At 59.5% G+C, this 26,506-nt stretch carries 19 protein-coding genes; 6 read left to right on the top strand and 13 right to left on the bottom strand.

Translation table 11 applies throughout. The features are described from left to right. The first annotated feature begins 132 nt into the window (after positions 1 to 132). From ACIQV9_RS15740 to ACIQV9_RS15730, 3 genes are all read left to right on the top strand, one after another. Positions 133 to 4,536, top strand: a complete 4,404-nt coding sequence (locus ACIQV9_RS15740; protein ID WP_403103006.1) for a dermonecrotic toxin domain-containing protein — start codon at positions 133 to 135, stop codon at positions 4,534 to 4,536. 98 nt (positions 4,537 to 4,634) lie between these two features. Beyond that, entirely contained in the window at positions 4,635 to 4,940 is a 306-nt protein-coding gene (locus tag ACIQV9_RS15735; RefSeq protein ID WP_403103003.1) for a PsiF family protein, read from the top strand. Positions 4,941 to 5,190: 250 nt separating this feature from the next. Further along, a complete protein-coding gene (locus ACIQV9_RS15730) occupies positions 5,191 to 6,204 on the top strand; it encodes an AI-2E family transporter (RefSeq protein ID WP_403103000.1) in 1,014 nt (337 codons plus the stop codon). A gap of 140 nt (positions 6,205 to 6,344) precedes the next feature. On the opposite strand, the gene ACIQV9_RS15725 is transcribed toward ACIQV9_RS15730, so the two are convergent. Beyond that, entirely contained in the window at positions 6,345 to 7,619 is a 1,275-nt protein-coding gene (locus tag ACIQV9_RS15725) for an Hsp70 family protein (protein ID WP_145310282.1), read from the bottom strand. Between the two features lie 295 nt (positions 7,620 to 7,914). On the opposite strand from ACIQV9_RS15725, the gene ACIQV9_RS15720 reads away from it, so the two are divergent. Continuing rightward, positions 7,915 to 8,862: a DnaJ C-terminal domain-containing protein gene (locus tag ACIQV9_RS15720; protein ID WP_403102997.1), complete on the top strand. Its 948-nt coding sequence runs from the start codon at positions 7,915 to 7,917 to the stop codon at positions 8,860 to 8,862. 23 nt (positions 8,863 to 8,885) lie between these two features. Continuing rightward, positions 8,886 to 9,191: a chaperone modulator CbpM gene (locus ACIQV9_RS15715; RefSeq protein ID WP_403102995.1), complete on the top strand. Its 306-nt coding sequence runs from the start codon at positions 8,886 to 8,888 to the stop codon at positions 9,189 to 9,191. Positions 9,192 to 9,341: 150 nt separating this feature from the next. Here the strand turns inward: ACIQV9_RS15715 and ACIQV9_RS15710 are convergent, their stop codons facing one another. Further along, the gene (locus ACIQV9_RS15710) at positions 9,342 to 10,469 is read right to left on the bottom strand and encodes a sensor histidine kinase (protein ID WP_403102993.1); all 1,128 of its coding nucleotides are present in this window, start codon (positions 10,467 to 10,469) and stop codon (positions 9,342 to 9,344) included. Positions 10,470 to 10,706: 237 nt separating this feature from the next. On the opposite strand from ACIQV9_RS15710, the gene ACIQV9_RS15705 reads away from it, so the two are divergent. Continuing rightward, a complete protein-coding gene (locus tag ACIQV9_RS15705; RefSeq protein ID WP_403102991.1) occupies positions 10,707 to 15,992 on the top strand; it encodes an NEL-type E3 ubiquitin ligase domain-containing protein in 5,286 nt (1,761 codons plus the stop codon). A 65-nt stretch (positions 15,993 to 16,057) separates the two neighbouring features. Here ACIQV9_RS15705 and ureC read toward each other — a convergent pair whose 3' ends face one another. The 11 genes from ureC to urtA form a co-directional block, all read right to left on the bottom strand. Continuing rightward, positions 16,058 to 17,758 carry an urease subunit alpha gene (gene ureC, locus ACIQV9_RS15700; RefSeq protein ID WP_403102989.1) on the bottom strand — a complete coding sequence of 567 codons (1,701 nt, stop codon included), beginning with the start codon at positions 17,756 to 17,758 and terminating at the stop codon, positions 16,058 to 16,060. A gap of 126 nt (positions 17,759 to 17,884) precedes the next feature. Then, positions 17,885 to 18,193, bottom strand: a complete 309-nt coding sequence (locus ACIQV9_RS15695; RefSeq protein WP_403102987.1) for an urease subunit beta — start codon at positions 18,191 to 18,193, stop codon at positions 17,885 to 17,887. Continuing rightward, on the bottom strand, positions 18,193 to 18,726 hold the full coding sequence (locus ACIQV9_RS15690; protein WP_403102985.1) for a GNAT family N-acetyltransferase: 534 nt from the start codon (positions 18,724 to 18,726) through the stop codon (positions 18,193 to 18,195). The genes ACIQV9_RS15695 and ACIQV9_RS15690 overlap by 1 nt, the downstream gene beginning before the upstream one ends. Before the next feature lie 6 nt (positions 18,727 to 18,732). Further along, positions 18,733 to 19,266, bottom strand: coding sequence for a GNAT family N-acetyltransferase (locus ACIQV9_RS15685; protein ID WP_403102982.1), 534 nt, complete (start codon positions 19,264 to 19,266; stop codon positions 18,733 to 18,735). A gap of 9 nt (positions 19,267 to 19,275) precedes the next feature. Beyond that, positions 19,276 to 19,578 carry an urease subunit gamma gene (locus ACIQV9_RS15680; RefSeq protein WP_128874348.1) on the bottom strand — a complete coding sequence of 101 codons (303 nt, stop codon included), beginning with the start codon at positions 19,576 to 19,578 and terminating at the stop codon, positions 19,276 to 19,278. A 137-nt stretch (positions 19,579 to 19,715) separates the two neighbouring features. Next, on the bottom strand, positions 19,716 to 20,555 hold the full coding sequence (locus tag ACIQV9_RS15675; protein ID WP_403102979.1) for an urease accessory protein UreD: 840 nt from the start codon (positions 20,553 to 20,555) through the stop codon (positions 19,716 to 19,718). A 30-nt stretch (positions 20,556 to 20,585) separates the two neighbouring features. Beyond that, entirely contained in the window at positions 20,586 to 21,284 is a 699-nt protein-coding gene (gene urtE / locus ACIQV9_RS15670; RefSeq protein WP_077748951.1) for an urea ABC transporter ATP-binding subunit UrtE, read from the bottom strand. A gap of 122 nt (positions 21,285 to 21,406) precedes the next feature. After that, positions 21,407 to 22,279 carry an urea ABC transporter ATP-binding protein UrtD gene (gene urtD, locus ACIQV9_RS15665; RefSeq protein WP_403102977.1) on the bottom strand — a complete coding sequence of 291 codons (873 nt, stop codon included), beginning with the start codon at positions 22,277 to 22,279 and terminating at the stop codon, positions 21,407 to 21,409. Continuing rightward, positions 22,276 to 23,355, bottom strand: coding sequence for an urea ABC transporter permease subunit UrtC (urtC, locus tag ACIQV9_RS15660; RefSeq protein ID WP_403102974.1), 1,080 nt, complete (start codon positions 23,353 to 23,355; stop codon positions 22,276 to 22,278). Before urtC ends, urtD begins: the two co-directional genes overlap by 4 nt. Further along, on the bottom strand, positions 23,355 to 24,857 hold the full coding sequence (gene urtB, locus ACIQV9_RS15655) for an urea ABC transporter permease subunit UrtB (protein ID WP_403102972.1): 1,503 nt from the start codon (positions 24,855 to 24,857) through the stop codon (positions 23,355 to 23,357). Before urtB ends, urtC begins: the two co-directional genes overlap by 1 nt. Before the next feature lie 143 nt (positions 24,858 to 25,000). Further along, a complete protein-coding gene (gene urtA / locus ACIQV9_RS15650) occupies positions 25,001 to 26,266 on the bottom strand; it encodes an urea ABC transporter substrate-binding protein (RefSeq protein ID WP_403102970.1) in 1,266 nt (421 codons plus the stop codon). Between the last annotated feature and the right edge of the window lie 240 nt (positions 26,267 to 26,506).

Here is a 26,506-nt window from a genome sequence, read left to right as displayed (position 1 = left end):
TGGTATTAGAAGTTTGAGCGGCGAAGTTTCTTACAGGCTAATCGGAATTGCACTTCATTTGGTCGGGTGATTAACGTTGTACGCTAGCTGCATAAGCCGTTCCTGTTCAGCTTACTTATGCAGAGTATCAATGTGACCACTTTAATCAGAATCGATGAAACATCAGTAGCCGCCATTCAAGAAAAAAGCGTTCATCACGACTTTATAAAAAACGCCATGCCCGAGTGGGTGCGCCAGACTTCGCCACGCAGAATAAGTGCGTTGAAAAGTGCGATAGCCCCTCTTCCAGAATGGATCCTCTGCGCTTCACCGATGCAGCGCGCAGCCCTGCAGCGTGCCTCGGAGGAAAGCTGGCGCGCACAAAACGATGTCGACCAGATGCTGAGCGAGGCGCAAGATGTCTACGCCTTTGCTGAACCTCTGCTTCGTCAGGCGCTGAAAGATCAATACGGTGTGGACGTCGATGTAAAGGAAACTTTTTTGCAGTTGTTTTCTCCGCCTCACTTATCGCCATGGGCCAATAATTTCAATAACGGTGTGGAGTCGCGCATTGTTTCAATGCTGGATGCGGCATTGCATAATTTTTCGGACAAAGAAGTATTAACGTCTGATTCGCAGTTTATTACCCGGCCCGACAAGTCAAATCGATTCGACATCACCGGTATTCGCAACAACATGAGTATCGACCAGTTCAAGACGCTTTGTCGCAGTCTGGATATTGGTGCTCAATATAAAGTGCATCTCGAAGGCTATGTTCGCCCGGTCGATGGGTTGGCGCGTGGTGTGGTGCAGCAAAAAGTCATGAAAAGCCAAAAGGCTGCGTTAAAAGCAGCCCTGTATCTGGCCAGCCTTAAAAATGACATCTCGGCAAGTGGCTATCTGGCGGTACAAAGCCTGCTCAAGGATATTAAAGAGTGGAAGATGGATGGCCTTCCCGTTCATTACTATCAGCTGAAAATGCTCGATGTTCAGTTGAGAGGCATCGTACTGATCGCCCCTGATCTGCATATCCACGACGGCGCCGCCCGGCGAGTCATTGCCTATGTGCCGCACGATCCGGAACATCCACTGAAAGAGTACGCTTCAAAGGCCGAGTTCGCCCGCGAGCTCACTCGTCAGTTGCGTGACGCCCCAAAGGATTCCGCAAACAGCTATCAGCAGTTCTTCAGCCGTTTTGTCGACCATCAACAACGGGGGCGCTTCTTCGCCGCACTCAACGCCGCGCTGGTACAAATCACCCAGCACGACAAAGTCCCGGGCGTCGATCAGCCGGTATGGCGCGAAACGCCCATCGAGAATCCGCGCCTGCACTTTGACCACATCCGGTTCGAGAACGACACCCATACATTTTTTACGGGTGACCCTTGGCTCTATCTCTATCAGCAACAGCAAAACAAAATCCTGAACGATGCCCGGGAGATGGTCATCTCGACGCAAGATGCCGATCGCATGGAGCGCTGGGCGTGGTTCGACAACCTGGAAAAAATGCTTTCCGACATCTTCAATGCCGCATTGATGGTTGTGGGGCCTTTGATACCCTTTGTGGGCGAGATAATGATGGGTTACATGGTTTATCAGTTGGTCAATGAGGTCGTCGAAGGCATCGTCGATCTGGCTGAGGGTCTTTATCTGGAAGGGGCCGAGCACATCATTGGCTTTTTCGAAAGCGTGATCCAGTTAGCGGCCTTCGCCGGCGGCATAAAAATCGGCAAGGAGGTTGTACTGCCCAAGCTGTCATCGTTCATCGAGTCGACAACACCGGTCACGCTTTCCAGTGGCGCCAAACGCCTTTGGAGCGGTGACCTGGAACCTTATCAGAAAAAAAACCTGACCCTGGCTGCGGATTCGAAGCCGGATGAAACCTGGCTGCACCGGCATGAGGGCAAGCCGATTCTCAAGCTGGACACCCGGCACTTCGAACTGACGAAAGATCCACAGACCGGCAAACACAGGGTTAAACACCCGACCCGTCCCGATGCCTTTCAACCCGTGGTGGACAGCAACGGCGCAGGTGCCTTCGTGATTGAAGGCGAGCAGCCCCACACGTGGGATCACACGACCTTGATGGCGCGACTCGGGCCGGACATGGGTGAGCTGGCTGAATCCTACGGCGACATCCGCACGGTCAGCCAGACCGATGCCAGCGCTATCCGCCGAATGTATGCCGACAATGAGCGACCTCTGCCTTTACTCAGCGATACCGTGACCCGGTTCCGCATCGATCGCGACATTCAGGCCTTCATCGAGCAGGTGGGCAGCGAACGTGTGCAAGATTACTCAAGCGCCGATCCCGAGATGCAATTTCAGTTGCTCGACGGTCTGTGGCCCGGCAATGCGATTGAGCTGGTAAACGCCAGGGGCGAAGTGCTTCGGGTCATCGGTAGCGCAGGTGGGTCGCGTGTCCGGATAAACAGCAATCGCCTGGCTGACGTCGATCTGCTCAAGACCCTGTTATCGCACCTGGATGACGCACAACTGAATACCTTGTTGAACGTCGAATTTCGGATTGCGCCCAGCACGCTGGAAATGAACGCCAAAAATCTGCGGGCCGAGTTGGCGAAACTGGCCGAGAGCAAGCGCACGTCGCTGTTCAACGCACGTTATCGTCGTATCGAGGCCGCCACGAGTGACAGCGCAAAAACCATCCAGGCCAAAGTGCCGGGCCTGCCTGGCACTGTCGCCCGCGAGTTGCTGTCCATCGCCACGCCCTCCGAAGTCCAGGCGATCGAGCGCGGGCAGTTGCCCGCAAGGCTGGAAAACCTCGCGCGCTGGGCGCTTCGAGACGTGCGCATGAGTCGTGCTTATGAAGGTTTTTACCTGGACTCGGTCGAGAGTCCCGACCTGGACAGGCTGGCGCTGCACTCCCTTGAGCATCTTCGCGGCTGGAACCCCGATGTGCGCATTGAAGTCCGACGGTTCGAGTACGACGGTCACCTGCTCGACAGTATCGGCAAGGACGACGCAGGGATTCGCCGCACGCTCGTCGAGCTTCACGACTCGACGTTCGTCGCTTATAACGCAGACGGTAACGCCCTGCATTCGGGCATGGATTTGTTTTCCGCTATTTTGCAGGCGTTGCCGGATGCCGAGCGTAACGCGCTGAACATCCATATCGGCCAAGGGCCAACACTGAAGCTTGCCCTGCGGGACAACGCGTTGAAGCCCTTTCAGTTGCTGAAGGTGCTGGACGGTCTCCCGGTCCTTGACCCTCTCACTTACGATCCTCGATTGATGCGCCTGCGTGGCGGCGCGCCGGGTGCTGGTGGCGAACGTGTAGCCTTGGAGGAAGTTGGCGGTCAATACAGCGACCTGGTCACGTTAGCGTTCCATCCTTCTGTTTCAGAGTTCAAGCAATTCGATTATCTGCGTGGTCTGAAACTGATCTACGACCGCTTTCCACATGACTATTTTTTCGATCTGTACGAGGCACTGAATGCAGCCAATGCAACTGGCGAGGCCGGGCCGGGCCTGGAAATCGTCCAAAGCATCGAGGCATTGCCCGATCTGCAGAAGCTGATGCTCCCAGAGCAGTTCAACGCATTGACCGGGCGTCTGTTTACCGAAGAGGGTCTGGTGCCGCTCACGGAATCGGAACGAAACCTGGGTGTGAACGCACGAAATCTGGAACAGACCGGGCGGGCCAATGAATACCAGGCGCTGTTACGCTCAGTCCGGGAGAACCGTGTAACGCCAAGTCCGGAGCTGACGGATTTAAGTGAATATGGAGAGGTGCTGTCCGCAGACGTGGCCACGCCCGGGGAACCGATTCAGGTGTCGGCTCAAACCATGGCCAACTTGAAAATGGCACAGGAAGCGATCTACCGAGCCAAGGAGCTCTTGCCGTTGTCGAGTAATCAGCTGCCGAGCATGTGGGAAAAGGGCGGTTCGGCCATTGCGAAAATCAAAGGCCTGCGAGGAATGGACCTTGAGGAGGGCGGGTTCTCCGCAAAACTGACCATCGCCGAAGCCGCTCGCAAAGCCATTGATATCAAGGGGGGCAATTGCTCTGAGAACTCGAAAGTGACGTTTTCGATCCTCGCCAGCCAGCCCCGGACGTCCAGCATTCATATTGTCAAAGTCACCGATTTCGATCATCAATATGTGGTGATGGGTGATGATTTGAACAATCTCAATGGACTGGTCGTTGCTGACTCCTGGCCGGAATTCCCCGCTGCGCACCTGGCCAGCAAAGGGTACTTCCAGTTTGACCGGTCGCCATTAATGACACTGCGTCCCGGACCAGCCGTGGCCGAGTACAACTTTATCAATGAAGCACCTCCAGGTCCGGCGACATTGCCTGCGGTTTCCGAGGCGAACACGTACCGGCAGATAAAAATCGATAAGCTGTATAAGAAGGAGGCGGCCGCATTCGCCCAATGGACGTCATTAAGTGAGCTTGGCCAAACTTATGCTGTCGAGGGTGGCACCCCGGTTTCGTTCGAGCGAATGCCCGCGTCGGTCATTGATAACCGGGTTGATGCCTATCATCGATACCGGGAGGCATTCAAGGATCTCCTGGCGGCGGAGGCCGATTGAGGGCCATCTGTTGCGTCGGTGGATGAGCGTGTAACAGGGGTTGTCTACACTCCAGATTGAGGCCGCACCCCTCGGTGCGGCAACAAGGAGAAAACTCCATGAAGATGCTGCGCGTCCCTTTGTTGATGATCGGTTTGCTGCTTTGCGCCCAAGGCTTCGCCGCCACTGAGCAACAGAACAAGATGACCACCTGCAACGCTGACGCCACCGCGAAAAGCCTCAAGGGCGATGAGCGCAAAGCCTTCATGAGCACCTGCCTCAAGGCGGCGCCGGCCGCCAATGACGCCAAGACCCTGACCCCTCAGCAAGAGAAAATGAAAACCTGCAACGCCACCGCTGCCACCCAGGCTTTGAAAGGCGATGCGCGCAAAACCTTCATGAGTGATTGCCTGAAGAAAAAATAAAGCTTTGATTGGGGGGCGGCTACTTGCGGTGAGCGTGCTCACCTCATCGCGGGCAAGCCCGCTCCCACAGGGATATCTAGTGTCTGTACATTTTTTGTTCAACATCGAAACCTGTGGGAGCGGGCTTGCCCGCGATGAGGCCAGAAAGCACACGGAAAGCCCCGCTAAAGTCGCCCTGCACAATCCCTAGTGCTGGCCTGCGAACGCTGGCAGACTGCCAATCCTTTTACGTCGTTCGTTTTGAGGCTGTATGCCAACGTTTTCTCAACGCCACGTTTTGCTGCTGATCAGTTGGGTCATCATCTTTGGTGGTTTGCTGCTGGTGATCCCACTGCGACTGCTGCCCAGCCTGCTGGCCGGGTTGCTGGTGTTCGAACTGGTCAACATGCTCACCCCGCAATTGCAGCGGCTGATCGAAGGTCGGCGCGCGCGTTGGCTGGCGGTGGCGTTGTTGGGGACTTTAGTGGTCAGCGTGTTGACCCTGATCTTTGCCGGTGCCATCAGCTTTCTGCTGCACGAGGCGGAAAACCCCGGGGCGTCCCTCGACAAATTCATGCACGTGGTTGACCGCGCGCGCGGGCAACTGCCGCCGTTCATCGACGCCTATCTGCCCGCCAGTGCCGCCGAATTCCGCGTGGCCATCGGCGAGTGGATGAGTAAACACCTGAGCGACTTGCAGCTGGTCGGCAAGGATGCGGCGCACATGTTTGTGACGTTGCTGATCGGCATGGTGCTGGGGGCGATCATTGCCTTGCAGCGCGTGCCGGACGTGACCAAGCGCAAGCCATTGGCCGCCGCGCTATTCGACCGTTTGCACCTGCTGGTCCAGGCGTTTCGCAACATCGTGTTCGCCCAGATCAAGATTTCCCTGCTCAACACCTTCTTCACCGGGATTTTCCTGGCGGTGGTCCTGCCGATGTTCGGGATCAAGCTGCCGTTGACCAAAACCCTGATCGTACTGACCTTCCTGCTCGGCCTGCTGCCGGTGATCGGCAACCTGATATCGAACACCCTGATCACCATCGTCGGTTTGTCGCTGTCGATCTGGGTGGCCGTGGCGGCGCTGGGTTACCTGATTGTTATCCACAAGCTCGAATACTTCCTCAACGCGCGCATCGTCGGCGGGCAGATCAGTGCCAAGTCGTGGGAGTTGCTGCTGGCAATGCTGGTGTTCGAGGCCGCGTTCGGCCTGCCGGGGGTGGTGGCGGGGCCGATTTATTACGCGTACCTGAAGAGCGAGTTGAAGCAGGTGGGGATGGTGTAACCACACCATGATCGTTCCCACGCTCTGCGTGGGAATGCCGCCATGGACGCTCTGCGTCCGTTGTTGAGGCTGTGACGCGGAGCGTCACGGGATGCATTCCCACGCAGAGCGTGGGAACGATCACTACCTCGGGTTTCGGATCAATCCATCGTGCCGTAACGCTTCATCGCCTCAATCGCCAAGCCGCTGCCGATGCTGCCGAAGATGTTCCCTTCCACATGCCGCGCATTCGGCAACATCGCCGACACGCTGTTGCGCAGCGCCGGAATTCCGCTCGAACCGCCCGTGAAGAACACCGTGTCGACCTGATCGACCCGCACGTTGGCGTCGTTCAGCAGCTGGGTGACGCTGTTGCGCACGCGCTCCAGCAGGTTGTCGATGGCCGATTCGAACAGCGCCCGGCTCAGCTCCACGCTCAAGCCCGGCTCTATGCGGTCCAACGGCACGTGGCGGCTGTCGGCGTGGGTCAGCTGGATCTTGGTTTCTTCCACTTCCATGGCCAGCCAGTGGCCGGCGCGCTGGTCGATCAGCTTGAACAGGCGATCGATGCCGCCGGTGTCTTCGATGTCGTAGCGCATGCTGCCCAGCGCCAGGGTCGACTTCTGCGAGTACACCGAGTTGATGGTGTGCCAGGTCGCCAGGTTCATGTGGTGGCTGGTCGGCATGTAGGCGCCGCTCTTCATGCGGCTGCCGTAGCCGAACAGCGGCATCAGGCCTTGCAGGCTCAACTGCTTGTCGAAATCGGTCCCGCCGATGTGCACACCGCCGGTGGCGAGGATGTCATCGTGACGGTTATCGTGGGTGCGGCGCTCCGGGGACAGGCGCACCAGCGAGAAGTCGGAGGTACCACCGCCGATGTCGACGATCAGCACCAGCTCTTCTTTTTCGATGGTCGACTCGTAGTCGAACGCCGCCGCAATCGGTTCGTACTGGAACGACACATCCTTGAAGCCGATGGCGCGCGCCACGTCCACCAGGGTGTTTTCGGCTTCCTGGTCAGCCATTTCGTCGTCATCGACGAAGAACACCGGACGGCCCAGCACCACTTCCTCGAACTCCCGACCGGCGGCAGTTTCGGCGCGCTTCTTCAACTGACCGATAAACAGCCCGAGCAGGTCCTTGAAGGGCATCGCCGTGCCGAGGACGCTGGTGTCGTGCTTGATCAGCTTGGAACCCAGCAGGCTCTTGAGCGAGCGCATCAGCCGGCCTTCGTAGCCTTCCAGGTACTCGTGCAGCGCCAGCCGGCCGTACACCGGGCGGCGTTCTTCCATGTTGAAGAACACCACCGAGGGCAGGGTGATCTTGTCGTCCTCCAGCGCGATCAGCGTTTCCATGCCGGGGCGCAGCCAGCCGACGGTGGAGTTGGACGTGCCGAAGTCGATACCACAGGCACGGGCTGGAGATGCGTTTTTCATGACTTTCAGGTTCCGGTTAAAAAACGGCCGCGCAGTGTATGTCAGTGCGGCGCAGATTCGAAGGCCGACTATCCGCTAAATCCACCAATGGCGCCTTGATAAGATGGCCGGGTGCCCCAAACTTGTCTGCATTGAGCCTGGCAGCCATCGGACGGTCGCAAGAACCGCCCACCGCTGCCGATAACTTCTGACGCGCTACCCGGTCACAAACTTGAGATCGGTCAACCCGGCGCCTGGAAATACGCGCAGACTGCCGGTGACGGCGCGATATCGATAACGGATGGTGATTCCCTCGATGGACTTCAAAGACTATTACAAGATTCTCGGTGTGGAACCGACCGCGGACGATAAGACCATCAAGGCGGCTTATCGAAAACTGGCGCGCAAATACCACCCCGATGTCAGCAAGGAAAAGGACGCCGAGTCCAAGTTCAAGGACGCCTCGGAAGCCTATGAAGCGCTGAAAAGTGCCGACAAACGCGCCGAATATGACGACTTGCGCAAATACGGCCAGCACGGGCAACCGTTCCAGGGCCCGCCGGGTTGGCAGGGGCGTGGCGCAGGCGGTTTCGGCGGTGGTCAGGACACAGGCGATTTCTCGGACTTCTTCAGTTCGATCTTCGGCAACCGTGGTCCTGGTTTTGGTGGTGGAGAGTCGCGTCGCAGTGCGGGACGTCGGGGGCAAGACGTGGAAATGGAACTTGGGATTTTCCTGGAAGAAACCCTTTCGAACGAGTCGAAGAAGGTCACTTTCCAGGTGCCGCAATACAACGCTGCCGGCCAGCACGTCAGCAACACCAGCAAAAGCCTGAACGTGAAAATTCCGGCCGGCGTGACCGACGGCGAACGCATCCGCCTCAAGGGCCAGGGTGCACCGGGCACCGGTGGCGGCGCCAATGGCGACTTGTTCCTGATCATTCGCTTTGCGCCGCACCCGAAATTCGACGTCGAAGGCGAGAACCTGATCATTACCTTGCCGCTGGCTCCATGGGAGTTGGCGTTGGGTACCGAAGTGGCCGTGCCCACCCTCACAGGCAAAATCAACCTCAAGGTGCCGGCCGGCAGCCAGAATGGCCAGCGCATGCGTGCCAAGGGCCACGGTCTGCTGAACAAGGCAGGCGAGCGTGGCTACCTGTTCGTGCAATTGAAGGCGGTCATGCCCAAGACCTCGAGCGATGAGGTCAAGGCGCTGTGGCAGGAACTGGCGAAAAAAGCCGCTTTCGACCCGAGAGAAAATTTCTGATCCAAGAGACGGAGTAGCCCATCATGAGCAACCCCCTGATCGTTCAACTGGACATGGCAGAATTCTGTGAGGCGACTGACCTGTCGGACGTCTACGTGATCGAAATCGTCGAACACGGCATCCTCGAACCTCAGGGCAATCAGCCCAAGGATTGGCGTTTCAACGATTATGAATTGGCACTGGCCAAGCGTGCCGCCAAGTTGCGGCGCGATCTGGAACTGGAGTGGGAAGGCGTCGCCCTGGCGCTGGATCTGCTGGAAGAGGTCCAGCAGCTGCGGGCGGAGAATCGCATGCTCAAGCAGCGGTTGGGGCGGTTGGTGGTTGAATAGCTGACCTGATGGTTTTGTGTCGTTTGACCTGGCCCCTTCGCGGGCAAGCCCGCTCCCACAGGGATCTCTGTCGTTCACACATTCTGCATTCACAGAAAAACCTGTGGGAGCGGGCTTGCCCGCGATGAACGATGAAGCGGTCCCAAGCCGTCAGATCTTGCGTGGCAACACCACCGTAAACATCGTGCCATCCGCCTCACTGGAACTGACCTCGATCGTCCCGCCGTGCGCGTCGACCACTTCCTTGACGATAAACAACCCGAGGCCAAGGCTGGTGGAGGGCTGGCCGAGTTGCTCGTCAGCGCTGCGTACCAGCGGATCGAAAATCGTGCCGATCGCATCCTCGGGGATCGGAGCGCCGTAGTTATGCACCGTGAGGCGAACTGTGTCTGGCTCGCCTGTCAGGGTCAGCGTCGCGTCACGTTTGTTCAACCCATGCTGCAGCGCGTTGCCGATCAGGTTCTGCAACAGTTGAGCCACCCGTCCGGCATCCCAGACACCCTGGGTGTCTCCCTTTACGTGGACCGTCGGATCGCACTCCGGGTTACCGGCGCAGGCTTCGGCAATCACCGTATGTACGGCATCGGCCAGGTCCATGGGCGCCGGTTCGATCGGCAGCCTTTTACCCAGGCGACTGCGCACCAGTTCCAGCAAATCGCTGACCATCACCGCCATATGCCGCGCGCCATGCTTGATGTTGACCGCGCAGGCCAGGGCATCGCCTTCAAGTGTTGCTTTGCGCAGCAGCAATTCGGTGGACATGCTCACCGCTTGCAACGGTGCCCGCAGGTCATGCCCGAGGATCGCCAGAAAGATATCCCGTGAATGGTCGACCTGATCGGCGTAGGCCGCGGTGGATTCGGCAAGTGCTTCGTCAATGGCTTCGTTGAAACGGATCATGTCCTGGAAATAGGCCAGGTCCGGTGACGCCAGGCTGTCGACCCACAAACGGATGACGCACGCACGCAAATGACGGAACTCCGATGTCATCTGCACCAGATCAAACCCCACGGTATGCCGCAGTTCGCCATGACTGGCGCCGGCCTCGTCCAGGCTCGGGGTTTTTTCCGGGCCTTCGCCCTTGGCCTTGGCCATCTGTTCGCTTGAGGTTTGCGCGGTGCTCATGTCTCGCGCCGCGGCCAGCAAAATGGCCTTGGCGTGATCGCGCAAGGCGACCCTGTCCATGTGCTCGGCCGCCGGGGTAATGGTACTGGCGAACTGTTCCCATTCATCGACGATACGGTCCACGTGTTGCCTGATGAATTCGGGTAAGCGCATGTCCGGTTTCCTGATGGGAAGTCTGCCGCATCTTAGCCCCTTTGCTGTCCGCTAAAAACTACCATTGCGCGGGTGCGCACCTTTGTCCGGGGGCCGGGTGGTAATTACCTGTTTTTTAGATTCTTAAATCAGATGCGACTTTGAGGTATGCCTGATTTCAGTGCTGTTTTTTGATCTTTTGTTTTCGTCGCCAGCCAATAATCTGGTGGTTCAATTCATCGCATAAGGATTTGCGAAATGAGCGAACGTTCGGACACTCCGGATCGACCCGTCATTGCCGGGCAGGCAAGAGACGCAGAGCGCAATGTTTATCGTGATTATCTGTTGAGCAAACTGCCCTCGCCGGTCAAAGACGCACCCGCCTCGCGCCTTGTCGCCTTTGCCCATTCGAAACCGGAATTTCCTGAGTGGTATTTGAATTCAAGGGACATTGACAGGCAGTACCTCAAGGAGTTGATCGACGAGCACTGGCGCCTTCAGGGGCCATTGGACGATACGCTGAAGAACGTGCAGCAGGACATTCTTGCCTTTGCCGAGCCCTTGCTGGTCCAGGCATTGAAAGAGCATTTGAATCTGGAACTGGACGTCAACGCGACGCTGATTCGGCTGTACGTCCCAGCCAATCTGGCCATTGGCATCGATACCCATGCCAGTCGGCTCAGGCAATCGTCATTGCTGGAAGCGGCCTTGCACAATTTCGAGGCCCCCGAAACGCAGGCGGGGGCGTTTCGCGATGGCTCGGGCATCTTCACCAGGGACGCCGAAAACGAACTTCAACGGCATACGCTGACGGTCGAAAGATTTGCGGCCCTGTGCCGGACGCTCGATATCGGCGCGCAATATCAGCGTCACATCAAGGCATTGCTGATGCCCGAGGACGTCACGGCCAAAGCGACCGTCGTGCGGCAATGCACGGCCAGTGAAAAAGCCGCGTTCCACGAGTCGGCGCTGATCGCGTACCTGAAAAAAGACATCACTTTCTATGGCTACGGCAAACTTCGGCAGATACGTGACAACGAACAAGGCATTTTGATCGGGCGTCGCCCCCTGCAATGCCACCGGCTTTCGATCATGGGGTTCAGGCTGTCCGGCATTGTGTTGTTCAGTGCCGTGGCGGACCCCTCTAAAATCAAAAGAGTTTACGACGCCCTGATTCCAGCGCATCAACGAACGATGCTGGAATGGTCGCAACGTCTGGCACTGCTCCCGGGGCAGGAGTTTGAACAGTTCAAATTACTCCAGGCGTTTTTCGCCAATGGCCCCAGTGGTCTCCTCGAAGAAATGTTGCAAAGGGATGATGCTTTTCAACAAAGCCGTCTCGACGGGACGTTGATTGCGTATGTCCCCGATGATCCCGACCACCCCTTCAAGGAGTACGAGTCCTTCACTGATTTCATGAGGGAACTGACGAGCCAGTTGCGCTCGCCGGGTTACCAACAGTTTTTCAGCCGCTTCGTCGCGCAAAAAGACAAGGGCAAGTTCTTTACCCGGGTTCGTGAGCGCCTCTCGACATTCACCTGGAAACAGCGCGAGCCGCTGGACATGGGGCCGTGGTGGCGGGAGACCGCAGTTGAAAACGCCAACGCAGAGCCTGTTACTAATACCATTTCAGGCGATCTCTGGACGCAGACAAGTCTGTGGCGCAGGGAGAAAGCGATTGCAGACGCGCGGCAAATCGCCGTGCCGACCGGCGATGAAGACGCCACCACCCGCTGGAATCGCCTGACCAGTTATCTGAACATCGGTTGGAACGTGTTCAACTTTGGCGCCATGCTGGTTCCCGGCCTGGGCGAAGCCATGCTGGCCGTCATGGTCGGGCAGATGGCCTTCGAAACCCTGGAAGGCATCGAGGACTGGAGCAAAGGGGACAAGGAAGAAGCGGCGGCCCATCTCACCGGTGTCATGATCAATTTTGCGCAGTTGACCATTATGTTGGCCGGGCATGTCTTGCCGTCCGGTGCGGCGGCGTCTGTCAAACCCTCGGCGTTTATCGACCGGTTGAAAAAGGTTGAGCTGCCTGACGGCAAGACGCGCCTGTGGAACCCGGACCTTTCGCCCTACGCCCATGACGTGGTGTTGCCCGCCGAGACGAAGCCCAGCGAGCAGGGGCTGTACCGGCACAGCGAAAAGGACATCCTCAAGCATGAAAACCAACACTTCGAAGTCATCAACGATCCACGCACCGGCCAGCCACGCCTGCAACATCCGACCCGGCCGAAGGCTTATCAGCCGACACTGGAGCACAACGGTTGCGGCGCGTGGAAGACCGAACTCGACCGCCCCATCGAGTGGGACAAAACCACCCTCCTGCGGCGCTTGGGCCCGACGGTCGAGGGCTTCTCTGATGACACCCTGGAACAGATTCGTCTCGTCAGTGGCATGGAAGAGGACGAATTGCGCCGGTTGCATGTCGTCGGCGATCCGCCGCCTGCGTTGCTGACCGACACGATCGAACGCTTCAAGGCCTGGGCCGAGGTACAAAAACTGCCTGGGCAGATAAGGCTCAATGAGGTTCCGCAAGCGTTCGTCGAGCAGGTGCCCCGGTTGCTGGTTGAACTGCCGAGATGGCCCGAGCAAAAAAGCATCGAACTGTTTGACGGCCCCGGGCACGGCGGGCGCTCGATCAAGTTTGGCAACGTCGACGCGCTGCCGGCCGACACGCTGAAGATAAGCCGTGCCGAGGTCAGTACAGGGAAACTGCCGGAACTTGCCGTGAAGTTTGCGAGCGAGACCGACATCCACGCGATGCTCGGGCAGGGTATTTCAACTGACCAACAAATCCGCATCGACGCCTTGAAAAATCAGCTGGCCGGGCGAGCAGGCAATCGCCGCGGACCTCTGTTTGACGCGCTGAATCGTCGTTTGCAGCAGGCCGACAATCCGCAAGTGCGGGTACTTCAGGACGCATTCAGCGGGCTCCCCACTGCGATAGCCCGGGAGTTGCTGGCCGACATCGAACCGCAAGATCTGCTCAACATCACCGAGCCGTCGCGCATCCCATTGCAACTCAAGGAACGGGTGAGAGTCACGTTGCAGGCGGTACGAACCGCGCGCGCTTATGAAGGACTCTTCCTCGATGTGCCCTACGGTGTGGACACCGAGCGGCTGGCGTTGCACTCCATGCAAGCGCTACCCGACTGGCCCGAAAACGTTCGGATCGAAATCCGTGAGCTTTCATTCGACGGAGCGTTGCGCGACAGCGTCGGCCCGGCGGATGCCGCCCACCGCAGAATCCTGGTCAGCGAGGACGGCCAGTACCAGGCACGCGATACCGATAATCTTCATTTGCACGGGGCCGATGATCTTTACGCTTCGGTGTTGCATGCCCTGCCTGATGCCGAACGAAGCGCGCTGGGGTATCACGTCAATCAAGGCACCACGCTCAAGCTCGCCATTCAAAAAGCGCCATTGCCAAGGGACACGTTCAGCGCGCTGCTCGCGGATAACCCTGTGCGTAAACCGGCGTATGACCCCGCCACGATGCGCCTGCGTGGCGGCATGCGCGGGGTTGCTCATGGGTTGCGTCGCGTCAGCGAGCCAATGACACCCCAGGAGCGGGTCCGTGTCGTGCGTCCCGGCTGGACCGAGGACGAAGCCTTGGCCTATCTGCAGGCGAGTGGCAGTGAGCTCAGTCTGGAGCAGAGGGCGAGCGCACTCGAAGCGGAATTCGATCGGCTCAACGCCAATTTTCAACGCTGGTTGAAATCGCCGACCGAAGCCTACAGCTTCACGCCTGCTGGCGTCGCCGAATGGCAATCCAGAAACGCCTTGTACAAAGCGGTCAGGGAATGCTGGCAGCACACCGGGTTGCGCCATGTGGATCCATTCGGTCATCTGCAGGGCATTGTGCTTGATCTGGAAAACATTCCGCTTGGGCGTCATCTGCGCACCATGCCTGCCCTGGAAGGCAATTTCGATCACGTCACAAACCTCAATCTGACCCTGACCGAATTGACCGATGCACACAGTTCCTTCCTCGATCATTTCCCCCGTTTGCGTTTGCTCAACGTCAACGGCAATGCGCTCACGGGTGTTCCACGTGCCATCCGCCGCATGCGCGGGCTGACGGAACTCAGCATGCGAGGCAACCGTATTGTCCTGGATGCCCAAGGCGTCGCGGACCTGCGCAACCTGACACGACTTGAGGCCCTGGACCTGTTTGGCAATCCGTTGGGGCAAGCCCCGGATATTGGCAGCATGAGAATGTTGCATACGCTGATCCTGACTGACACCGGGATTCATACCTGGCCGCAGGGGTTGTTCGCACAACCGCGGTTACGGCATTTTTTCCTGGATATGCAGGGCAACGAAATCACGCAAATTCCGGCGGTACCCCTGGGTTCCGTGCAGGCGGAATTGCTGGCTCGCACGGTGCTGAGCCGTGATCCGCAGTGGTTGGCGGAGGCCAATCTGCAGACGCTCAGGGACTACACCGAGTCCGTCGGCCTTGACCCGGATCGACCGTATCCACCACGCGGCGTGCGCGACAGTCTCGACTGGGAGGCGGGCATGCCCCGGCCGGAGTGGGTAGCGAAACAAGCGGTCTGGAACAGCGTCGAGGATGAGCGCGGCTCGGTCGGGTTTTTCAACGAGATCCGAAAACTCACCGAGTCGGCGCATTTCAAGAACGACCTCGGGTTTCGGGTCGACATGACCGCCAAGGTCTGGCGAATGCTCGAGGCAATGTCCAAAAATACCGAGCTTCGGCAAAAACTCTTCACCATGACCACCGTGCCCACGGCGTGCGTCGATGCCGGCGCGCAGCTGTTCAATGCGATGGGGCTGGAGGTGCTGGTTCATGAGGCCTATGAACTGGCCAATCCCGCGCTGGTGGAGGGTGAGCTGGTGTCGCTGGCGCGAGGCAAGTCACGTCTGGATGAACTGAGCAGGATTGCCCGCAAAACGATCTCAGAGCGCGAGGCAATGGGCGAGGCGTTCAGGCGCGTGAATGCAGCGGGGGAGGTGACCGGCACGATTGATGAAGTTGAAGTTCACCTGGCGTTCATGACCGATCTTGCCGAAAGGCTGGACCTGCCCTGGCAGTCTCGAAACATGCAGTTCAGAGGGATCGCGGGTGTCACATCGGCGATGATCGACGATGCATTCCTGCGTGTGCTGGACCTTGAGGAAGGGGAGTTGCTCGGTGATTTGCTTGTCGAGCAGCCGTTCTGGTCATCCTACGTCGAGGGTGTCAACCGACGGGCTTTCAAAGTGTTCAGGCGCCGGATCGATGCCACGACAGACTTCTATATGGCATTGGATCAGCGTGCGAACGACACAACGCTTTCGCTTGAACAGAAGGCTCGGCTGAAGGAAGAACTCAGGGTGCTCGGTGCTGAGCTGAACAAACCGGAAAGCGACTTTGCACCGGGACGCATCATGACCGATGCGCAATACGCCGCTGAGTTGGATGCGATCGATGAAGACAAAAAGACGTTGCTCAAAACCTTCACCCAACAGGCAATCGATCGGGCAAAACTGCAAAGGGTAGAACTTTCCTTTGTCGTACAGCCGGACGTTTGATTGCTGCTGTTTTTTCCGGGGACCTGGTACGCCAGGCCCCCGGGATTTTCAGTCCGATCGACCGATCAAAACAGGAAGTATCGCTGGGCCATCGGCAGCACGTCCGCTGGCTCACACCACAGCAGGACACCGTCGGCCTTCACTTGGTAAGTCTGTGGGTCGACATCGATGGTCGGCAGATAGTCGTTGTGGATCAAGTCGGTTTTCTGCACCTCGCGGCACCCTTTGACCACTGCGATTTTCTTCTTCAAACCCAACGCCTCAGGCAGGCCCGCCTCCTGCGCGGCCTGGCTGATAAAGGTCAGGCTGGTGGCGTGCAACGAGCCGCCGTAGCTGGCAAACATCGGTCGGTAATGCACCGGTTGCGGAGTGGGGATTGAAGCATTGGCATCGCCCATCAGGCTGGCTGCGATGGCCCCGCCCTTGAGGATCAAGGTCGGTTTTACCCCGAAAAACGCCGGGCGCCAGAGCACCAGGTCCGCCCATTTACCCACCTCGACCGAGCCCACTTCATGGCTGATGCCATGGGTGATCGCCGGGTTGATCGTGTACTTGGCGATGTAGCGTTTGGCGCGGAAGTTGTCGTTGCGCTCGCCATCACCAGGTAGTGGGCCGCGCTGCTTTTTCATCTTGTCGGCGGTCTGCCAGGTGCGTGTGATGACTTCGCCGACGCGGCCCATGGCCTGGCTGTCGGAGCTGATCATCGAGAACGCGCCGAGGTCGTGCAGGATGTCTTCGGCGGCGATGGTTTCGCGGCGGATGCGGCTTTCGGCGAAGGCCACGTCTTCGGCAATGCTCGGGTCCAGGTGGTGGCAGACCATGAGCATGTCGAGGTGTTCGTCGATGGTGTTGCGGGTGAACGGCCGTGTCGGGTTGGTCGAACTCGGCAGCACGTTGGCAAAACCGCAGGCCTTGATGATGTCCGGGGCGTGACCGCCACCCGCACCTTCGGTGTGATAGGTGTGGATGGTGCGGCCCTTGAAGGCGGCGAGGGTGGTTTCGACGAAGCCCGACTCGTTGAGCGTGTCGGTGTGGATCGCCACTTGCACGTCGTACTGGTCGGCGACGTTCAGGCAGTTGTCGATGCTCGCCGGGGTGGTGCCCCAGTCTTCGTGCAGCTTGAGGCCGATGGCGCCGGCCTTGACCTGCTCGATCAACGGCTCCGGCAGGCTAGCGTTGCCTTTGCCGGTGAAACCGATGTTCATCGGGAATGCATCGGCAGCCTGGAGCATGCGCGCCAGATGCCACGGCCCGGAGGTGCAGGTGGTGGCGTTGGTGCCGGTGGCCGGGCCGGTGCCGCCACCGATCATGGTGGTGACGCCGCTCATCAGTGCTTCTTCGATCTGCTGCGGGCAGATGAAGTGGATGTGCGTGTCGATGCCACCGGCGGTGAGGATCATGCCTTCCCCGGCGATGACTTCGGTGCTGGCGCCGACCGCGATGGTCACGTCCGGCTGGATGTCCGGGTTGCCGGCCTTGCCGATGGCGGCGATGCGGCCGTCCTTGAGGCCGACGTCGGCTTTGACGATGCCCCAGTGATCGATAATCAGCGCGTTGGTGATCAGGGTGTCGACGACCTCTGCGGCCAAGAGTTGGCTCTGCCCCTGACCATCACGGATGACTTTGCCGCCGCCGAATTTCACTTCTTCGCCGTAGGTGGTGAAGTCTTTTTCCACTTCGATCCACAGCTCGGTATCGGCCAGACGGACCTTGTCACCGACGGTGGGGCCGAACATGTCGGCGTAGGCCTGACGGGAAATCTTCATTGCAGTTCCTTCATTGATCGTTCCCACGCTCTGCGTGGGAATGCCGCCATGGACGCTCTGCGTCCGCCGTTATGTGACGCGGAGCGTCACGGGATGCATTCCCACGGGGACCGTGGGAACGATCAGTCAGTCGAGGTCACCCATGATCCTGCCGGCAAACCCGAACACCCGGCGATGTCCGGCCAGGTCCACCAGCTCAGCTTCACGACTCTGCCCCGGCTCGAAGCGCACGGCGGTGCCGGCGGGTATGTTCAGGCGCATGCCGCGACTGGCCGCGCGGTCGAAGGTCAGGGCGTCGTTGGTTTCGAAGAAGTGGTAGTGCGAGCCGACCTGGATCGGCCGGTCTCCGCTGTTGGCCACTTTCAGGCTGACAGTGCGGCGCCCGACGTTGAGTTCGATGTCGCCGGGCTGGATCTGGTATTCACCGGGAATCATCAATGGGCTCCCTGAAGAATCTTGTAGTAGAGGGCGGTCGGCTTGTACTGGCCGCTCGGGTCGCAGGCGTAATCAGGGATTTCACCTGCTTTGGTGTAACCCAATGCCTTATAGAAATCCTCGGCCGGTGAGCCGGCCTCGGTGTCGAGATAGAGCATGCCGCGCTTGTGCTGGAGCGCGGCCTTTTCCAGCGCGCTCATCAATTGTTGGCCCAGGCCACGGCGGCGCGCATGTTCGCGTACCAGCAGTTTCTGCACTTCGGCACGGTTCAGGCCATTGGCTTTCTGGCACAGGGTCAGCTGCACGCTGGCCTGAACCTGCTCGTCCTTGACCACCACCCACAGCAGCACGTTGCCCTTGTTCAGGTTGTCCTGAACGTCATCGAAATAGGCGCGGGCCGCAGCGGCATCCAGATTGGCCATGAACCCGACACTGGCGCCATAACCGACGGCGTCGAGCAGCAGATCAATCAAACCCTGACGATAGTGCGCAAAGCTTTCAACATTGACGCGGCGCAGTTGGGCGGCGTTCATCGGCAATTACTCCTTGTTGGCGGGTGGCGGCTCCGCGCCAGGATTGAGGGTCAGTTGCATGAAGGTCAGGTCCAGCCAGCGGCCGAACTTGGTGCCCACTTGCGGCATCTCACCGGTGATCACGAAACCGGCCCGTTCATGCAAATGGATAGACGCGGCATTGCCGCTTTCGATGGCCGCGACCATCACATGTTTGTCGCAGCCTTTGGCGCGCTCGATCAACACCGTCATCAATTGCGGGCCGAGACCGTTGCCACGCTGGTCGCTGCGCACGTAGACCGAATGCTCGACGGTGTGGCGGAAACCGTCGAACGGCCGCCAGTCACCAAATGAAGCGTAGCCCAGCACCGTGTTATCACCGTCGACAATCACCAGGATCGGATAACCCTGGGCTTGCCGGGCGCTGAACCAGGCCTGACGGTTACCCAGGTCCACGGCCTGTTCGTTCCAGATCGCCGTGGTGTTGAGCACGGCGTCGTTGTAGATGTCGCGGATCGCCGGCAGGTCGGCGTGCAGCGCATCGCGGATGTGATAGGTCATGACGCGTCCTCAGGCGATGGGTTGGTGAACGGTGACCAGTTTGGTGCCGTCGGGGAACGTCGCTTCGACCTGGATCTCCGGAATCATTTCCGGGATGCCTTCCATCACTTGTTCGCGGCTGAGCAGGGTGGTGCCGAAGTGCATCAGGTCGGCGACGGTCTGGCCGTCACGCGCGCCTTCGAGCAGCGCTGCGGAAATGTAGGCCATGGCTTCCGGGTAGTTGAGTTTCACGCCGCGCGCCAAACGCCGCTCGGCCACGAGGCCGGCGGTGAAGATCAGCAGCTTGTCTTTTTCGCGTGGGGTCAGGTCCATCGTTGGAATCCAAATTCGGCAGTTAAAAAAGCTTCCGTAGGAGCGAGGCTTGCCCGCGAAGGGTGCGCCTCGGTTTAACGGGGAGTCCGCGTAATCGTTCTTCGCGGGCAAGCCTCGCTCCTACAGGGGATTGGTGTTCAGGTGCTCCATATTCTGGGTGGGACGGCTTCTCGGTCGAGTAACGCAGGCCTGAGCAAACGCCACAAATCAATCAACCAGCCCCGCGCCAACAGCGCTTCACTGGCCAGGCAGCGAGCCACCAAAAGTCCCGGTAATTGCGTCAGGTCTCCACGCACTTCATTGGTCAGCGAGCGACAGGTTTCCAGCAGTTCGCTATCAATCTCCCCCGTCACCAGCAACGTCGCAAACACCGGTTGCCCATCCAGGCCAATCGGCGAGTCGAGCAGCCCGTCATCCCCGACAATGCGCTGGCGTTCGTGCCAGAGCAACTGGCCGTCGCGGCGGATGTCCAGTTGTGCCTGAAAATGCCCGAGGTCGAAGCGCTCGCCACTGGCCGGGCGGCCCAGTGCTACAACGTCCCAGTAAAACAACCGGGCGTTGCCTTCCAGATCAATCGAGGTGCTCAGCTCAGCCTGAGCGTCGCTGAAGATAATCGTCTCCTGCGGCAGCCATTCCAGTGTCGCACCGCTCGCCACTTTCAATTCCAGCCGCTGATAGGCGGGTCCCGCTGCGCGATACCATTTGGCAGCGCCCGGGCTGGTGATTTGCGCCCAGGCGTCCGTGCCGACGCTGGCGGAGATATCCAGTCGATCACCGCCCGCGATGCCGCCCGGCGGATGAACGATGATGTGTTGGCACACTTGCGGCCCTTCGGCATACAGGTGCTTTTGCACCCGCAGCGGGCCTTTGTGCCGGCGCAGGACCGGGCGTGTGCTGTCGCCGAACCGGGCGTAGCCCAATTCCAGCTCGGCATGCCAGCTCGGGGTAAACAGGGCAGTGGGGAGAGGTAAATTCATGTCTTCTAATTATCGTCAGGACGCTTCAGATTAGATCGTAACCAGACCACGTACACCCTCGGCTTCCATATTTTCGCCGCGACCTTGCTGCACGATCTCGCCCCGGGACATCACCAGGTACTGGTCGGCCAGTTCGGCGGCGAAATCGTAGAACTGCTCGACCAGCAGAATCGCCATGTCGCCCCGGGCTGCGAGCTTCTTGATCACCACGCCGATCTCCTTGATCACCGAGGGCTGGATGCCTTCGGTGGGCTCATCGAGAATCAACAGCCGTGGTCGGCTGGCCAGTGCGCGGCCAATCGCCAATTGCTGCTGTTGGCCGCCGGACAAGTCACCGCCGCGTCGTTGCTTCATTTGCAGCAGCACCGGGAACAGCTCGTAGATGAAGGCCGGCACTTCTTTCGCCTCGCTGCCGGGGAACCGCGACAGGCCCATCAACAGGTTTTCTTCCACGGTCAGGCGGCCGAAAATCTCGCGTCCCTGAGGCACATAAGCGATCCCGGCATGCACCCGCTGGTGCGGCTTGAATGTGGTAATCGGTTTGCCTTCCCAGTTCACTGCGCCTTCCTTGGCCGGCAGCAGACCCATCAGGCATTTGAGCAGGGTGGTCTTGCCGACACCGTTGCGCCCCAGCAGGCACGTGACTTCACCGACCTTCACGTCAAACGTCAGGCCCCGCAGGATGTGGCTACCGCCGTAATACTGGTGCAGCTTGTCGACTTGCAGCATTCTCAGATTCTCCTTAAATCCCCTGTAGGAGCGAGGCTCGCCCGCGAAGAACGATGACGCGGTCTTGCGGTTGGACCGAGGCGTCCCCTTCGCGGGCAAGCCTCGCTCCTACAAGAGCCATTTCATCTTCCGAGGTACACCTCAATCACCCGCTCATTGTCCTGCACCTGTTCCAGCGACCCTTCGGCCAGCACGCTGCCCTGGTGCAACACGGTGACGTGGTCGGCAATCGACCCGACAAACCCCATGTCGTGTTCCACCACCATCAGCGAATGCTTGCCGGCCAGGCTTTTGAACAGTTCGGCGGTGAACTCGGTCTCGGCGTCGGTCATGCCCGCCACCGGCTCGTCGAGCAACAGCAGTTGCGGGTCTTGCATGAGCAGCATGCCGATCTCCAGAAACTGCTTTTGACCGTGGGACAACAACCCCGCCGGGCGATTGACCGAACTGGTCAGGCGAATGGTTTCCAGCACCTCGGCAATTCGATCCTTTTGTTCACCACTCAAGCGAGCCCGCAGGCTGGCCCACACCGACTTGTCGGTTTTCTGCGCCAGCTCCAGGTTCTCGAACACGCTCAAGGCTTCGAACACCGTTGGCTTCTGGAACTTGCGGCCGATGCCGGCCTGGGCAATCTGCACTTCGCTCATCGACGTCAGGTCCAGGGTTTCACCGAACCAGGCTTTGCCGTGGCTGGGGCGAGTCTTGCCGGTGATGACGTCCATCAACGTGGTCTTGCCCGCACCGTTGGGGCCGATGATGCAGCGCAGTTCGCCGACGCCGATGTACAGGTTCAGATTGTTGAGTGCCTTGAAACCATCGAAGCTGACGCTGATGTCTTCCAGGGTCAGGATTGTGCCGTGGCGAGTGTTCAGGCCGGGGCCGACGCGTTGCCCGAGGCCGATGGCGTCGCGGCTGCTGCCGGCGTCCTTGTTCGGTTCCAGCGGCGGGAAAAACGCCGGTTCGAGCATGAATTCAGCCGTCGCAGTGACTCTCATTGCTCACCTCTCTTTTTCAGCAGACCGATCACGCCTTTGGGCAGGTACAAGGTCACGACGATGAACAGCGCGCCGAGGAAGAACAGCCAGTATTCGGGGAACGCCACGGTGAACCAGCTCTTCATGCCGTTGACCACACCAGCACCGAGCAGCGGACCGATCAGCGTGCCGCGACCACCAAGGGCCACCCAGACGGCGGCTTCAATGGAGTTGGTCGGCGACATTTCACTCGGGTTGATGATCCCGACCTGCGGCACGTATAACGCACCGGCCAGACCACACAGCACCGCACTCAAGACCCAGACAAACAGCTTGAAACCGCGTGGATCGTAGCCGCAGAACATCAGGCGGTTTTCCGCATCGCGCAATGCGGTCAGCACCCGGCCAAATTTGCTTTGCGCCAGACGCCAGCCGATAAACAGGCTCGCCACCAGCAACAGCACCGTGGCGAAGAACAGCACCGCGCGCGTGCCCGGCTCGGTAATGCCGAACCCGAGAATCGTGCGGAAATTGGTGAAGCCGTTGTTGCCGCCAAACCCGGTTTCGTTGCGGAAGAACAGCAGCATTCCGGCGAAAGTCAGGGCCTGGGTCATAATCGAGAAATACACGCCCTTGATCCGCGAACGGAAAGCGAAGAACCCGAACACCAGCGCCAGCAACCCCGGCGCCAGGACCACCAGGCACATCGACCACAGAAAGCTGCTGGTGCCGGTCCAGTACCACGGCAGTTCGGTCCACGACAGGAACGTCATGAATGCCGGCAAACCATCACCGGAAGCCTGGCGCATCAGGTACATGCCCATCGCATAGCCGCCGAGGGCAAAGAACAAACCGTGGCCAAGGGACAACAGACCGGCGTAACCCCAGACCAGATCAAGGGCCAGGGCGACGATGGCGTAGCAAAGAATCTTGCCCACCAGCGTCAACGTGTAAGCCGAGACGTGAAACGCGCTGTCCGGCGACAACAACGACAGCAACGGCAACGTCAGCAGCAAAACGAGGATCACCGCGCCGACAGCAATCGTGACTTTGGGGCCGGCCTTTTGCGTGGCCGTGAGCATCAGGGGCTGGTTCATCAGTCGATCACCCGTCCTTTCAGTGCGAAGAGGCCTTGCGGACGTTTCTGAATGAACAGAATGATCAGCGCGAGGATCAGGATCTTGCCGAGCACGGCACCGATTTGTGGTTCGAGAATTTTGTTGGCGATGCCGAGGCCGAACGCGGCCAGCACACTACCGGCCAATTGGCCGACGCCACCGAGTACCACCACCAGGAACGAGTCGATGATGTAGCTCTGGCCGAGGTCCGGGCCGACGTTGCCGATCTGGCTGAGGGCTACGCCACCGAGTCCGGCAATGCCGGAGCCGAGGCCGAAGGCGAGCATGTCGACCCGCCCGGTCGGCACGCCGCAGCAGGCCGCCATGTTGCGGTTCTGGGTGACGGCGCGCACGTTCAGGCCCAGGCGCGTCTTGTTCAACAGCAGCCAGGTCAGCACCACCACAAACAAGGCGAAGGCGATGATGACGATGCGGTTGTACGGCAGCACAAGGTTGGGCAGCACTTGAATCCCGCCCGAGAGCCAAGCCGGGTTGGCCACTTCGACGTTCTGCGCGCCGAACACCAGCCGCACCAACTGAATCAGCATCAGGCTGATGCCCCATGTCGCGAGCAGGGTTTCCAGCGGGCGGCCGTAGAGATGACGAATCACCGTGCGTTCAAGCGCCATGCCGATCGCGGCGGTGACGAAAAATGCCACCGGCAACGCGATCAGCGGGTAGAACTCGATGGCTTGCGGGGCGAAGCGCTGAAACATCAGCTGCACCACGTAGGTCGAGTACGCGCCGAGCATCAGCATCTCGCCGTGGGCCATGTTGATCACGCCGAGCAGGCCGAAGGTGATCGCCAGTCCCAGGGCGGCGAGCAGCAGGATCGAGCCGAGGGACATGCCGCTGAACGCTTGGCCGAGGATCTCGCCGATCAGCAGTTTGCGTTTGACCTGAGCGAGGCTGGTTTCGGCGGCGGTGCGCACGTTGGCGTCGGCTTCGATGCCCGGTTCCAGCAGGCTTTCGAGGCGGGTGCGTGCCAGCGGATCGCCGGTTTCGCCGAGCAGGCGCACGGCGGCGAGGCGCACGGCCGGGTCGGTGTCGACCAGCTGCAGGTTGGCCAGGGCCAGGCTCAGGGCCGCGTGGACGCTTTCATCTTTTTCGCCCGCCAGTTGTTGGTCGAGGAATTTCAGCTGGGCCGGTTTGGCGCTTTTCTGCAATTGCTGCGCGGCGGTCAGACGGATCTTGGCGTCGGCGGCGAGCAATTGGTGGCTGGACAGCGCGGTGTCGATCAGACCCCGCAGGCGGTTATTCAGGCGCAGGGTTTTTGCTTGGCTGTCGACGGTCAACTCGCCTTGTTGCAGGGCGTTGATCAATTCGACACGGGCCGGATCGGGCTGCGCAGCCCAGGTTTCCAGAAGCCTGGCTTGCTGCACGGGATTGGCGGCGACGAAGTCTTCGGCGTCGCCGGCATGGACGGCCATCGGCAACAACAGCGCGAGGGCGAGAAATAGACGGTAAAGGGCAGTGGGCATGTCATTGGCCTTGCGTATTGATCGTTCCCACGCTCTGCGTGGGAATGCCTCACCGGACGCTCCGCGTCCGCTTTTGGGACGCGGAGCGTCCCTGGCTGCATTCCCACGCAGAGCGTGGGAACGATCAGGCTGTGCGGGGTTGCTCAGTTACTCTTCACCGCATAATCCGGCTTCTTGTCGTTACCCGAAATGAACGGGCTCCACGGCTGGGCACGGATCGGCCCTTCGGTCTGCCACACCACGTTGAACTGACCGTCGGCCTGGATCTCGCCGATCATCACGGGTTTGTGCAGGTGGTGGTTGGTCTTGTCCATGGTCAGCGTGTAACCCGACGGCGCGGCAAAGGTCTGGCCGGCGAGGGCTTCGCGGACTTTGTCGACGTCGGTGGATTTGGCTTTTTCAGCCGCTTGCGCCCACATGTGGATGCCCACGTAGGTGGCTTCCATCGGGTCGTTGGTCACCGCTTTGTCGGCGCCCGGCAAGTTGTGTTTCTTGGCGTAGGCTTTCCAGTCGGCGACGAATTTCTTGTTCGCCGGGTTCTCGACCGACTCGAAGTAGTTCCATGCCGCGAGGTTGCCCACCAGCGGTTTGGTGTCGATGCCGCGCAGTTCTTCTTCGCCGACCGAGAACGCTACAACCGGAACGTCAGTGGCTTTCAGGCCCTGGTTGGCCAGTTCTTTATAGAACGGCACGTTGGAGTCGCCGTTGACGGTGGAAATGACCGCAGTCTTGCCGCCGGCCGAGAACTTTTTGATGTTGGCCACGATGGTCTGGTAATCGCTGTGGCCGAACGGGGTGTAGACCTCTTCGATGTCCTTGTCCGCCACGCCTTTGGAGTGCAGGAACGAGCGCAGGATTTTGTTGGTGGTGCGCGGGTAGACGTAGTCAGTGCCCAGCAGGAAGTAACGCTTGGCGCTGCCGCCTTCTTCGCTCATCAGGTATTCCACCGCCGGGATCGCCTGTTGGTTCGGCGCGGCGCCGGTGTAGAACACGTTCGGCGACATCTCTTCGCCTTCGTATTGCACCGGGTAGAACAGCAGACCATTGAGTTCTTCGAACACCGGCAGTACCGATTTACGCGACACCGACGTCCAGCAACCGAACACCACGGCGACCTTGTCCTGAGTCAGCAACTGACGGCCCTTCTCCGCGAACAGCGGCCAGTTCGATGCGGGGTCCACGACCACCGGCTCCAGCAGCTTGCCGTTCACGCCGCCCTTGGCGTTGATCTCGTCGATGGTCATCAACGCCATGTCTTTGAGCGAGGTTTCGGAGATCGCCATCGTGCCGGACAACGAATGCAGAATCCCGACCTTGATGGTCTCGGCGGCCTGGACCGTCCAGGTCATGCCCATCGCGGCAATGCTTGCCGTGAGTGTGAAAGCCTTGATCAAGCTACGACGCTTCATTGTGCGATCTCCATGAACTTATGAATTTTTTGGTTGGCAGATGCGGACTACTGAAGGGTGTTTTGCAAAGGCTGTGCCCGGTCGGCAAAAGGCAGGGAAATGTCGTTTTAGAGCGGTCGCGCGCGGTGGCGGCGCACCACGAAGGGACGAGGGCGGGGCGGTGGTGCGAGAGGGTGCGCCACATTGGGGCGCAGAAAATTCTGCGGCGAACACAAACCTTGTGGCGAGGGGGCTTGCCCC

Source organism: Pseudomonas sp. NPDC099000 (genome assembly GCF_044759925.1).
Lineage (GTDB): Bacteria > Pseudomonadota > Gammaproteobacteria > Pseudomonadales > Pseudomonadaceae > Aquipseudomonas.
Note: the sequence above shows the minus strand (reverse complement) of the source record. Positions and strands in the feature narration are given on the sequence as shown.

Excerpts from the sequence above, each read along its gene's own strand:
- ACIQV9_RS15735 (WP_403103003.1), top strand. The coding sequence starts at position 4,635 with ATGAAGATGCTGCGCGTCCCTTTGTTGATGATCGGTTTGCTGCTTTGC.
- ACIQV9_RS15730 (WP_403103000.1), top strand. The coding sequence starts at position 5,191 with ATGCCAACGTTTTCTCAACGCCACGTTTTGCTGCTGATCAGTTGGGTC.
- ACIQV9_RS15725 (WP_145310282.1), bottom strand. The coding sequence starts at position 7,619 with ATGAAAAACGCATCTCCAGCCCGTGCCTGTGGTATCGACTTCGGCACG.
- ACIQV9_RS15720 (WP_403102997.1), top strand. The coding sequence starts at position 7,915 with ATGGACTTCAAAGACTATTACAAGATTCTCGGTGTGGAACCGACCGCG.
- ACIQV9_RS15715 (WP_403102995.1), top strand. The coding sequence starts at position 8,886 with ATGAGCAACCCCCTGATCGTTCAACTGGACATGGCAGAATTCTGTGAG.
- ACIQV9_RS15710 (WP_403102993.1), bottom strand. The coding sequence starts at position 10,469 with ATGCGCTTACCCGAATTCATCAGGCAACACGTGGACCGTATCGTCGAT.
- ACIQV9_RS15705 (WP_403102991.1), top strand. The coding sequence starts at position 10,707 with ATGAGCGAACGTTCGGACACTCCGGATCGACCCGTCATTGCCGGGCAG.
- ureC (WP_403102989.1), bottom strand. The coding sequence starts at position 17,758 with ATGAAGATTTCCCGTCAGGCCTACGCCGACATGTTCGGCCCCACCGTC.
- ACIQV9_RS15695 (WP_403102987.1), bottom strand. The coding sequence starts at position 18,193 with ATGATTCCCGGTGAATACCAGATCCAGCCCGGCGACATCGAACTCAAC.
- ACIQV9_RS15690 (WP_403102985.1), bottom strand. The coding sequence starts at position 18,726 with ATGAACGCCGCCCAACTGCGCCGCGTCAATGTTGAAAGCTTTGCGCAC.
- ACIQV9_RS15685 (WP_403102982.1), bottom strand. The coding sequence starts at position 19,266 with ATGACCTATCACATCCGCGATGCGCTGCACGCCGACCTGCCGGCGATC.
- ACIQV9_RS15680 (WP_128874348.1), bottom strand. The coding sequence starts at position 19,578 with ATGGACCTGACCCCACGCGAAAAAGACAAGCTGCTGATCTTCACCGCC.
- ACIQV9_RS15675 (WP_403102979.1), bottom strand. The coding sequence starts at position 20,555 with ATGAATTTACCTCTCCCCACTGCCCTGTTTACCCCGAGCTGGCATGCC.
- urtE (WP_077748951.1), bottom strand. The coding sequence starts at position 21,284 with ATGCTGCAAGTCGACAAGCTGCACCAGTATTACGGCGGTAGCCACATC.
- urtD (WP_403102977.1), bottom strand. The coding sequence starts at position 22,279 with ATGAGAGTCACTGCGACGGCTGAATTCATGCTCGAACCGGCGTTTTTC.
- urtC (WP_403102974.1), bottom strand. The coding sequence starts at position 23,355 with ATGAACCAGCCCCTGATGCTCACGGCCACGCAAAAGGCCGGCCCCAAA.
- urtB (WP_403102972.1), bottom strand. The coding sequence starts at position 24,857 with ATGCCCACTGCCCTTTACCGTCTATTTCTCGCCCTCGCGCTGTTGTTG.
- urtA (WP_403102970.1), bottom strand. The coding sequence starts at position 26,266 with ATGAAGCGTCGTAGCTTGATCAAGGCTTTCACACTCACGGCAAGCATT.